The 10,484-nt window shown below is 57.1% G+C and carries 9 protein-coding genes; 7 read left to right on the top strand and 2 right to left on the bottom strand.

Annotation, left to right across the window (positions count from 1 at the left end; all coding sequences use genetic code 11):
* Positions 1-319 precede the first annotated feature (319 nt).
* The 5 genes from JQC81_RS10560 (at position 320) to JQC81_RS10540 (ending at position 3,413) form a co-directional block, all read left to right on the top strand.
* Complete coding sequence (locus JQC81_RS10560) at positions 320-688, top strand: hypothetical protein (RefSeq protein WP_203271773.1); 369 nt, start codon at positions 320-322, stop codon at positions 686-688.
* A 322-nt stretch (positions 689-1,010) separates the two neighbouring features.
* Entirely contained in the window at positions 1,011-1,331 is a 321-nt protein-coding gene (locus JQC81_RS10555) for a hypothetical protein (protein ID WP_203271772.1), read from the top strand.
* A 287-nt stretch (positions 1,332-1,618) separates the two neighbouring features.
* On the top strand, positions 1,619-2,038 hold the full coding sequence (locus tag JQC81_RS10550; protein WP_203271771.1) for a hypothetical protein: 420 nt from the start codon (positions 1,619-1,621) through the stop codon (positions 2,036-2,038).
* Between the two features lie 170 nt (positions 2,039-2,208).
* Positions 2,209-2,526 (top strand): hypothetical protein, encoded by a 318-nt coding sequence (locus JQC81_RS10545; protein ID WP_203271770.1) that lies wholly within the window; start codon positions 2,209-2,211, stop codon positions 2,524-2,526.
* A gap of 497 nt (positions 2,527-3,023) precedes the next feature.
* The gene (locus JQC81_RS10540; protein WP_203271769.1) at positions 3,024-3,413 is read left to right on the top strand and encodes a hypothetical protein; all 390 of its coding nucleotides are present in this window, start codon (positions 3,024-3,026) and stop codon (positions 3,411-3,413) included.
* Positions 3,414-5,883: 2,470 nt separating this feature from the next.
* Here JQC81_RS10540 and JQC81_RS10535 read toward each other — a convergent pair.
* Positions 5,884-6,099, bottom strand: coding sequence for a hypothetical protein (locus JQC81_RS10535; protein WP_203271768.1), 216 nt, complete (start codon positions 6,097-6,099; stop codon positions 5,884-5,886).
* A gap of 1,077 nt (positions 6,100-7,176) precedes the next feature.
* On the opposite strand from JQC81_RS10535, the gene JQC81_RS10530 reads away from it, so the two are divergent.
* Both JQC81_RS10530 and JQC81_RS10525 read left to right on the top strand, forming a co-directional pair.
* A complete protein-coding gene (locus JQC81_RS10530) occupies positions 7,177-7,356 on the top strand; it encodes a hypothetical protein (RefSeq protein WP_203271767.1) in 180 nt (59 codons plus the stop codon).
* 1,091 nt (positions 7,357-8,447) lie between these two features.
* A complete protein-coding gene (locus JQC81_RS10525) occupies positions 8,448-9,260 on the top strand; it encodes an IS5 family transposase (RefSeq protein ID WP_203271766.1) in 813 nt (270 codons plus the stop codon).
* Here the strand turns inward: JQC81_RS10525 and JQC81_RS10520 are convergent, their stop codons facing one another.
* On the bottom strand, positions 9,261-10,079 hold the full coding sequence (locus JQC81_RS10520; RefSeq protein ID WP_203271765.1) for a hypothetical protein: 819 nt from the start codon (positions 10,077-10,079) through the stop codon (positions 9,261-9,263).
* Positions 10,080-10,484: the final 405 nt, after the last annotated feature.

The raw sequence follows: 10,484 nt of genomic DNA, 5'->3' as shown, positions 1-10,484 counted from the left end.
GACCGACCAAAGCTTCTCCGCAATGATCTATCTCGCCGCCGCCGTCATCAATTCACGATGAATCCCCACAAGCCTTAGTTCACAGGAACACGTTCCTCAGCGTTCTGGTTTGGGCCTCCTTAGATAAGAAGCGTGCGAAGTTGTCTTACGCGGATCAAATTGATTCGTTGCAGACCGGTCTTCTGCAGGAAAGCCCGGAAGCCACATTCAATGCGTCCTCACCTATGGCTCGGGCGATTGCATCACGGCTGTTCTGAAACTGTCGGATTACGGTGGTCTGCTGGAGCTGTCATTTCAGGGACGGCAGCAGACATTCTCCTTGGTTTCGGAGCCGAAGCACTTTGGTGGCGTGCAATGGTACGCCGTCTGCCCAAGGACAGGACGGCTGGTTCGGGTGCTCTTCAGGCCGCTGGGAGCCGCCTTCTTTGCCAGCCGGCATGCTTGGGGCCGCAGGGCTGCTTATGCCTCGCAGTTCCTTGACCCGATTGGGCGGGCATGGCGAACGAAGGCCAAAGTGAAGGCGGCGCTCCTCGGAAGTGAGGATCCGGATGAGTGGGACCTGCCGCCCAAGCCGAAGGGGATGCGCTGGGCGACCTACGAGCGGTGGGTGGCCAAGTACGATGCTGCGGAGGAGATGCTCGATACACAGCTCATCCTGGCGGCGGCGCGGCTGATGAAGCGGCTGTAGCTGGAAGGCCTGTTCGATGTGTTCGGGTGCGATAGGTTCGGCGCTCGGCAAGCAATTGTTAATACCTCAGGCGCAGCCTGTTCATGTGCCGAGACGGCACGGTTGTTGTTTCCTCTTAAAAACCGGCCGTGAAAGGCGGCCTCCCTTGCGCGTGAAACGCAATTGGCGCTCTTTCTTTGGCGACTGCTCTGTCAACAAGGCGGCGTGCCTTGGCCAAGCTGGGGACGCCGTCAGCTACCAATAAGGCTACGATTTTACAGAGGAGCATTGAATGCCCCTCGGCACGAGTGACGTATCCCTGTAGTAATAGAGAGGAATAGTCATGATTGTTCGCATTCTCACTGCCACAAGCCTTCTTCTCGCTGCTCCCGCCGCCATTGCTGCACCTACGAAGCCGAAACCGGTCTCGGCTGTGGTCATCACAAACTCACGCGATGTGCCCGCGACTGATGTTGCCATTGGGGCCAATGGTCAAACAGTTCGGCTGGCAAAGCCGCTTGGCGCGAAAGCACAAGCCACTCTGAGGTTGCCGAAGATGGCGGGCTGCATGGTGGTTGTGGCAGCTGTCTTTGAGGATGAAGCAACGTCAGAGCCTTCCGAGCTCGATGTATGCAAGGACAGGACCATTCGATTGACAGATTGATGACAGCCACGCCCGACTAGGGCGAACGCAACAGGAATGCTGTCTCCGAAGGCGAGGTGAGTGCAGTCTGAACTGCGGCGCATCAAGGCGCTAAGGTTGGCTGTGCTCACCAGTCACTTAGACCCGCATCAGTGACCTGAACTGACCCATGCCCCTGTAACTTGGCACTGGGTCATCAATAGGGTGCCGTGCGCCTGAGCAAGGAACTTCATCCTGTCACCTGCCGCAAGAAAGCCTTCGAGCGGTGCTCCACTCTGAGGTCCTGGCCCATTGGAGGAAGAGATTCCATGGACGGTCTCCTCCCTCAGCTGACATCAGCAGACTGGGCAATTGTCATTGCTGTCATCCTTGTGCCGCTTCTTATGGTCTTTGGCGTCTATACGATCCGCACCGAGATCCGGGAAGCCCTGCGCATCGAGGCCAAATCGGTCAGACTCAAGACCAGCAAAGCGGAGCGCCAAGAATGGCGTAAGCAGGCAACGTCCCCGGAGACGCTCAATCTGCTGGATGACATCGAGACGCTCCTGCGCTTCATCCATGCTGATGAGGTGTTTGCTCGACAGGAGCACAAGGAGGCCGTTCGTCTCGCCTGGATGAGCTATCGGGTTCCAGTTCGCTTAGCCCTGTTCGGCAGCCTATTGCTCGGCGGCATCATCTCCACGGTTTTTATGGTAATTGCTCAAGGTCCTTCCAATCCAATCCCTTGAAGTCTGGTGCGTCCCAATGGTGCCGACAGTGCTATGAAATGTCTCGGCTTTGAGAGAGGCCGCTAGGATCTTGTCTCTAGCTGTTAGGGCTTGCGAGAACCACATCGGGAGCAGCGTCATGCCGGTGCTGAAGCACAGGCGTGATGGCAGCAGGCCTTGGGAGTTCGGGTATGGCATACATGACACCACAAGAGCGCGCTGAGAGCCTCCGAGACGCAATCCACATGTATATTGACTTGGCTGAAGGCGAGGAGGCTGGGCCCTCTTGGAGGTTAACAGATAGGGGCTTCGCCAGGATTGCCTCTGTCATTCGTGAGGCTGAAAACGATGCATTGGAGCGAGCCGCCGAGTTGTGCGAGGCGGTGCACCTGGAGAGCCGGACGCGGTACAGTATGCTTCTCGGCCCGGATTATCTGGTGACGAGAAGTCTCCTATCAAGGGAGCTTGCTGCTGCAATCCGAGCGCTCAAGCACAAGGGCGAAAGTTGATACTGGATCTCAAGCTCTGCCGCGCAAGCCAAAGTGTATGTGGTGGGGACCTACGAGCGGTGGGTGGCTCGATATGATGCGGCTGAGGAGATGCTCGATGCGCAAATCGTCATGGCAACGGCGCGGTTGATGAAACGAATTTGAACGGCAGGATTGGGAGAGTACCACCTTGAGTGGTCTTCAGCGCTCTCCTCCACGTGAGCGGTGTATGTGCCCTACAGGCATAAGGAGCCAAGGATGGTCTTAGGGCGAGGTTCGAGAGGCCTCTCGCCCTACGAGCAAATGGAGTACTGCTGGGGCTGAAGGGATTCCTTAGGATTTGCTTTAGCAAATCGCAAATTTGCAACCTTCACACCTCCAAAGCCTGACAATATAGCTGGGTATGGAGCCAAGTAAAACAACTACCCACTTCGAGTTAGCGACAGAAACGCGCTTGTCTATCCTATATGCGATGGTTAACGATTTGCCTGCCGCGGGGCTCACAAGGGGAATGTACCATGAAAAGGTTTCTACTTTTCGCAGGAACAGAAACGTCAAAAAACGTGGGGGCAAATGGACTTGCTGGAGATTACGAAACAGCTCTCGAGGCTTATGTTTCTCTGGTTGATAACCAGACGCCTTCTGAATGGTGGCATATTCTCGACACCCAAACCGGTGAGGTCATCGAACGGCGTCACTTGAAAGTCAACGGGACCTTAAGCTTCATGCGATCCGACAGAGTCGTAGGTTCTCAAGCCTCGCGCGCTCCAATTACCTTCAGGCCCGCTTTGCAGACGAGCGGCGCGGATGCAGCAAAAGAGCTTGAGGCTGGGTTGCGCGCCACTGTCGCCTCTGTGACCAAGCCGAATGGCAACTCAAACGGACACTTGAATGGTGGGGATCAGTAACGGGAAGGTCTTGCTTCGGCGGTGCTTTACTTCTCCTATATAATCCTGAGGTTCGATAAGGTGATGCCCTCTCGGTTGCCGTGTAGGCTTCCGCGAGGGCTTCCCTTTGAGGCATGACATCGGTCGTCATTGAAAGCCCTGCACACTCTTGAGGCCGCATGAGTCTCCTAGAGCAGATTTGGGGGAGGCTGCGGGTATATGCGCAATCCCGGGGTATTTGCGGCCCTCATACTGAGCGGGATGACAGCATCCTGCGCCCAGAGGGTGGTGCCCTCTGCTCACATCGCTTCGCCATCCCCCGCGCCGGAAGCCGCGCCCGACCGGCGCCTGAATATGACCGGAGAGAGCGGGCGGAATGCAGTCGTTACGGAAGATGCAAAGAAACATTTGGCTGCTCGTACCCGTCAGGTGGGCTCTAGGGCCACAGCGGCACGGCACCCAGAGGCTCAGGCCTCGCAGTCCCAATCATCTCAGGCTCCACGAGAGCCATGGCACAACCTGCCTTCAGTTGCAGCGCTTCCGCCGCCATCCGAGCCTGCCGAGCCCAGCGTCCCAACAGTAGCATCACTGCCTCCACCTTCGGAACCGGCTGAACCAGCTTTTCCGCCGCCACCTCATCCACTTGCGTCTGAGTCGGTAGAGATCTCTGTCTCGGCGCCTCTGGAACCAACTGCGCTAAGGTTGCCTGCGGCTCCGCCCGCTATGGAAGTAGCTCCGACACCAGAACCTGTGACTCCTTCCGTTTCCGCGGCGTCTCCTGACGCCGTGATGCCGCCGCCTCCAGAGCCGGCCGAACCATCCCTGCCCGAACAAGTAGATGTAGCTGGAGAGAACTCGGTCACGATTCCGTTCTCGGAATTGACCGAAAACTTGTCGTTGCGCCCACAATCCGATTGGCGGGATGTCACCGAAACCTTCTCCCTTCCGTATAGCCTGCTGTCGGGGACTTCCGGAACCGGCCCGGAAAGGAGGTTCCCAAGCTTTATTAGAGATCCTTGGCCGCTCCCGACTGAACGCTGACCAACTGAACGGCTTAGTAGACGAAACGTGAGTCGAAGCGGCATTGCTCAGGACGAGGACCTCAGACGGGCGGGATCTTCCACCTAAGCCCAAGGGGATGCGCTGGACGACTTATGAGCGGTGGGTAGCAAAGTACGATGCCGCTGAAGAGATGCTTGATACACAGCTCGTCATGGCAGCGGCGCGGTTGATGAAGCGGCTGTAAATCCTGAGGGTAAACACGGGGACATTCAACCAGCCAACCACCACTATCTCACTAGCAACGGGAGGGGCAGCTCAGATGTGGACTAACTCACCCGTCCTCTTGTGACTCTAGAAGGGCAGGTGCGATTGGGCTGCCCCGGATAACGTCTGGCCACGCCTCTCTGCTTGTGGTGGGCGGCACCTCAAGGCTCCGAACGAGCGGCAGTGATAGGATGCCAGCAATTAGAACTATCGCGGCAACGGCGCCCTTGGTCAGCCCAATAGCAATCCTCTTAAAATGGGGAGAGCGAGTCCTTCCCTCTTGTTTCGAGGGCTGGACGTTAAGCCCAATGCGGCGCTGAGGGTCGTTGTCGTTCACTGCGCCTCGGGATGGACGAGGGCTCATGGCGACCATCGGCAGCAATCGCCTCCAGAACATTCTTGCCGAGCAGTAAGAAAGGACCGTTTTCATCGCTCAGCCCCCTGAAGGTAAGCCAAGACTATCCACCTATCTCGTAGGAAAGATGTGTGCCTGGACACACCAGAGCAACGTATCGCTTCCTTGGCTATCTATCGTGAGACTTGAAGAACCAAACGACACTCTAGCGGATTCTTCTTGATTTCAGAGGAAAACAATCTGTCCCGAGTGTTGGTGAGGGAGGCACAGCCGTTTCCAAGGATTATAGGTATCCCGAGGGTTCATACTTGGTGGAAACACAAAGACGCTTATGAACCGCCTTGGATTAGCCCTGTTCTGCTCGCTGCATCAGCCAATCACATGGTCAAGTTTGCAGGATGGCACATGCACTTAGATGAGCCCTTTCCTCTTGAAGCCCTCCCCCCCCAAGTGAGGCACGCGGTTCTCCGTGAGTTTAAGGGGCGCCGTCCTAATCTCAGAGAAATTGACCAGGTCTCGGACAAGCATTGGTTGGCAACCCCAGGCATTGGTCCAGCCTATCTGGAGACAATACGCAACATCACCAATGCTGTGCGAGGGCAGGAAGTCAGCCCCGTGGCCGCCCACAGCTTGTCGGATGCCGAGTTGCTGAGGCGTCTTGAAATGCTCCAGGAGGACCTGCACTGGCTGGAGGGTCAATTGAAGGCGCGAATGCCCAAAGAGCCAAGACACAAACGGCACCGGCCGTGGCACGACCACGCTGCGCAAAATCAGACTGACCTCTCAGGTCACGAGCTTGGTGGAGGCGAAGCTTCAGGCTACCGAAACCACCAAGGGCAGAGTCGTTGAGAGTTCAAGACTTCTAGAGCTTTAGGCTGCCGCTCTGGGACGCCCCATCCGCGTTCCTGCTGTAGCACCCTCCAAGGCGAGAAGAAGCACCCCGATGTCTTCGCCCAGCAGGTTGATGGCATTGCGGGCATACTCCCGGTAGCGCTCCTTATGGGCCACAGGCTGGCCATGCCACGGGAGTTCTTGGTGGTCGGCTTTGTGAATGGCCTGAGCCACTAACTCGGTTGTGTAATCCATCTTGGCCCCATGATGAGAACTGAACCTGTTCTGGTTGAACAGTGTTTTCAAAATCGCATATTTCGGAAGCTGGCCAGCAAAGGGCTTGCCCGCTGAAGTAAATGACCGACGCAACAAAGAGGACCGGCGCACGCTGAAGGGACAAGCCTTCTGTCCATGGGCATGGTTAATATGGCTGATTTGCTGGGTTCTGGCTGTGCCCGGAATGCTACAGTGCCAGAGATTGGGTTCGCCGTTTGCGCAAGAGCAATCGCCAGAAAGCCGAGATGTTGCCGCACGAGCCGGACTTGGACTCTGACAGTCAGGCAATCAGAATGCGGTCTGCTGGTTCATGGCTAAGATGCTTAACAAGCACGAGCTAAGCGGCTTCGATAGGCCTCAATCTCGCACGCGGCCTCATCGCTGCGTAGCCATGCCTCTGCCGTCGAGCGGGATGGAAACTCTTTAGCGCAAATCTTCGGTGTGAGTTTCCCACGAAGGGGAACGACGACCCGCCACTGTCTCTTCATCCGTAGCACGTAGGCCGGTGGGTGGTCCTGCCTCTTCATATTGGACCTCCGCGGTTAGTCAGTAGTTCAGAGTATGCTGGCCGATGTTTTTGAGAAGTTAAGACAGCTTGATAAGGCGGCTTCAGCCAAGAGATTTCGATTAAGAAATCAGCGGCTCTCTTCGTTGCCGCCCGCGGTTCAAGCCTTCCGTTTTAGTTTCCACGCTGACAACTAGAGCTGCCTTGTTGCGTTGTCTTTGAGCACTCTCACTTGCGGAGGGACGCGCCTATGGATGTCTCGGTTAGACTTGAGGACCGGTCCAAGCACACTTGGGCGGTTTATGTCGATGAAGCCTGCATCGCACGAGGCTTGCCGCGAGCGGAGGCGAACCGAATTCGGGGGCAGATCCAGAGGGGGGAGCTTAAGCCACGCCCCAGCTAGCCACGCTCTCACCACTTCGGTGGCCGTTCACCCTATAACCAGCTATCCCCATTCTCCACAGGCTTGCTTGCAGGGGAGGAACCTCCCTCGACACGTCTGCTTATCTGAGTAGATGTTCGCTTTATGTTCTTTCGGGCGTGGCACGAGGATGGGCAGAACCAAACTGACAGTAGAGCAGGTGCTGGAGGCGCGGCTGCGCTATGCGGCTGGCGAGCGGGAATACAGCAAACTGGCTCGTGAGTTCGGCGTGAGCCGCGAAGCTGTCCGCGCTGCAGCAGAAGGCTTAAGCTTCAAGTACCTGCCCATGCCACCCAAGAGGCGCAGGTGAGGACTGGCCGCAATCCCCGCCGCGCCTATGATGTGGACGGCAATGAGATCCTGCCGGTTACGGTCGGGCAGAGCCTTGCCGATGGGTACAGAACCGTCATGGCCTACTGTGAGGCGCATAACTGCGGCCACGGTGCTGAAGTGCCGCTGAAGGGGTGGTCTGCTGACCTGCCGGTGCCCGACATGGCCTTGAAGTTGCGATGCTCACAGTGTGGTAGCAGACAGGTCAGGATAATGGTCAATGTGGCTGAGCTGTACGCCAGGGCTCATGGGGCAGGCGGGACCAACGGATAAGCACACCGTTAGCGGTTTCGTTAGGGATGCGTTTACCTTTCGGGCGCAGCCTCGTTCTTGTGCCTCGTTGGCACGGTCGTTCTCCCTGATGGTCGCGAAGGCGGCCCACCTAGAGCGCCAGCAGAATGGGCGCTCTTTCTTTGCAAGGTCAACAGTCCTTGGCCTTGCTGCTCAATAGCAGCTCGTGACTGTCTGAAAGCCCATGCGCGTTGAGGTACAATTGGCCTGAAGAGTAGTCGTCTGAGGACCAGCCATCATTTGAGAGCCATAGGCCAAAAGAGCATCAGAGGCTGCCGCGTCAGCTTGTTCCTTCTGGGTTCTCTGCTGCTGTTTGAACATGCGGCACTGGACGTAGATGTCTGTTCCAAGCCGTGCGCCCATCTGGCGGCAATCTGCGTCGTCGCTAGCAGACTGCTGTGCGGCCATTTGTTGAGGCGATACGCACCCAGCGAGCATGAGCGCGAGTGTGCATGCAGTTAGTGCTCTTAGCATTATTGTCCTCATCCAAGATCTTCAACCTACCACTCAGTAGGTCTGCGTCGAGGGGAGGGCGTCTTTCGTCCACTGCCTTTATTAACTGAGATTAGGGCGACAGTTCCCGGAAGCCGGTACGTGACAGCGCCGGATTCCCCTTTACGCTTCCGAACGAGGGCGGGCGAGGGGTTGAGCCTGATTAACAAGCCAGCGCGGGCGCATGTTGACAACCCAATGCCGGGCTGAGAGCCCGTCCCGAAAAGGGTTGAGTGGCCGAGGCCGCTATGATTCCAGGAGGGTGCTGAAGCCTGACCTGGAACCGCAATGTGGACCCCGACCACCCGGCGGCAGTATAGCCGCGGCGGCTTGCGTTACGAAACCGATTTGACCGATGCCGAATGGGCGCTGATCGCGCCGCTCCTGCCCGAGCCGCACGCCCGGGGACGCCCGCGCCGCTGGTCCACCCGGGAGATCCTGAACGCGATCTTCTATGTCCTGCGCGGCGGCATTGCCTGGCGGCTTTTGCCCTCTGATCTGCCGCCCAAGAGCACGGTCTTGCGCTGGTTCAGCCTGTGGCGGGACACCGGTGTGTTCGAGACCATCAACCACCTGCTGGTCATGGCTGATCGCGAGCGGGTCGGGCGGGAGGCCTCCCCCACCGCCGCCGTGCTCGACAGCCAAAGTGTGAAGACCACCGAGAGCGGCGGGCCGCGCGGCTATGATGCGGGCAAGAAGGTCAAAGGCCGCAAGCGCCAGGTGCTGGTCGACACCGACGGACGTGGTCTGATCCTGGAGCCGCAGCCGGCGGACGTTCAGGACCGGGATGGGGCCTGTGTGGTCCTGCGCCTGTCGCGGCGCGCATTCCCGTTCATCGCCACGGCGTTTGCCGACAGCGGCTATGCCGGCGAGACCCCGGCCCAGGCCACTTCGATCCGCATCGAGATCGTCAGGAAGCCGCCCGATCAGGTCGGCTTTGCGGTGCACCCACGCCGCTGGGTTGTTGAAAGGTTCTTCGCGTGGATTAGCCGAAACCGGCGGCTTTGGAAGGATCCGGAGGCGACGCTCACGTCAGCCCGCGCGTTCCTCTACGCCGCTTCCGTCATGCTCCTCGTCCGCCGCTTGGGACGACACTCATGATTACGGGACGGACTCTAAGATTCTTACCCCGTCGCCGCTCTCAAGTTTGGAGGCGGTTTCCTGATAAGTATCCCTGGAGCCATCGGGACGTATGATGTGTTTGTAGTGGTAGTAACTCGTCCATGCATCATCCTGGCCAGGAGCGTTGTCATGATAAATATACTCAGTGACTCCATCTGGCCTTATCACACGGGTTTCACTGACCCCACCACCAAGAAACCGCGTGTCGTGAGTTCCATATTCATTGCTTATTAGATCTCTTACGAGCACCCCAGCTTGATTGTACTCTCTGCTTTGCAGATAAAGGTTCGCCACATTGCCATCTCCGTCAACTTGTTGCTGACGGTAAGTCACTCGCGCCAGCCGAGCATCAGCTGGGTCATGTCCGGGTTCCGGAGGGTAGAAGGTCCGCGTGGAGTGCGTGGTGTAGCCCTGGCCATTATTGAAGAGAGATGTTTCTTCCTTCGCACCATTGGCAGCGATCCTGATTTCCGTGATTTGCGTGAAGATGCCATCGGTGATGTGAAGGTTGACGACCTTGGTGCCGTTCTCGTCCATCCATTCGGAGCGAGTGGTGATGTATTTCACTCCATTCGCGATGCTGATGATGGTGCCATCATCCTCAATCCAGTTAAGGCCGGTATTGCCGGTAGTCACCCGGCCGTCCTCATGCACCGTGGTCGGCCCTACGCCATAGACACCTCCAGCGCCGGTACCTTGTACAGCACCGCCATAGGTTACTCTTATCCCTGCTTGGTAGCCTTCGTTGGCCATGCGGCGCTCAAGGTCTTCCATCTCCCGTTCAAGCGTCGTCATCATGAGCGCATCTCCTCTGTCCAAGGCCTTCGGCCGTTTCATTGATGTATGAGACATGAGGAGGCAGTCGCACCCTCCGAACGAGGAGGGGAAGCCGTCATATGAAAGGTTTGTTGGATCTCTCGGATCGTACTGTGCGTATCAGCACATGCCGATATTATACCAATAGTCGAGTTTACTTAAGGCAAATCACAACCACAAGTTTTTCAGGGCAAACTAAGCTACACTAATCGATTCTAATAACTCATAAGCACGACTAAGACATATCTAAGCTGCAGGTATTTGAAACAATTGCAGCACGTGCGATGAATTTGATCCTCAAGTGGATAGGGCAATCGACCTATAAGGAGTGAACTTTCAGCTCAACCATGATGGCTCATATAAGTCCGTTCAATCATTACCGAAACA

Source organism: Microvirga arabica (assembly GCF_016811235.1).
GTDB lineage: Bacteria > Pseudomonadota > Alphaproteobacteria > Rhizobiales > Beijerinckiaceae > Microvirga > Microvirga arabica.
The sequence above is the reverse complement of the archived record's forward strand: the minus strand, read 5'-3'. Positions and strand labels throughout refer to the sequence as shown.

Bases quoted from the DNA above. Each gene is read 5' to 3' on its own strand.
- JQC81_RS10550 (WP_203271771.1), top strand. From the start codon at position 1,619: ATGGACGGTCTCCTCCCTCAGCTGACATCAGCAGACTGGGCAATTGTC.
- JQC81_RS10555 (WP_203271772.1), top strand. From the start codon at position 1,011: ATGATTGTTCGCATTCTCACTGCCACAAGCCTTCTTCTCGCTGCTCCC.
- JQC81_RS10540 (WP_203271769.1), top strand. From the start codon at position 3,024: ATGAAAAGGTTTCTACTTTTCGCAGGAACAGAAACGTCAAAAAACGTG.
- JQC81_RS10530 (WP_203271767.1), top strand. From the start codon at position 7,177: ATGGGCAGAACCAAACTGACAGTAGAGCAGGTGCTGGAGGCGCGGCTG.
- JQC81_RS10520 (WP_203271765.1), bottom strand. From the start codon at position 10,079: ATGATGACGACGCTTGAACGGGAGATGGAAGACCTTGAGCGCCGCATG.
- JQC81_RS10535 (WP_203271768.1), bottom strand. From the start codon at position 6,099: ATGGATTACACAACCGAGTTAGTGGCTCAGGCCATTCACAAAGCCGAC.
- JQC81_RS10525 (WP_203271766.1), top strand. From the start codon at position 8,448: ATGTGGACCCCGACCACCCGGCGGCAGTATAGCCGCGGCGGCTTGCGT.
- JQC81_RS10545 (WP_203271770.1), top strand. From the start codon at position 2,209: ATGGCATACATGACACCACAAGAGCGCGCTGAGAGCCTCCGAGACGCA.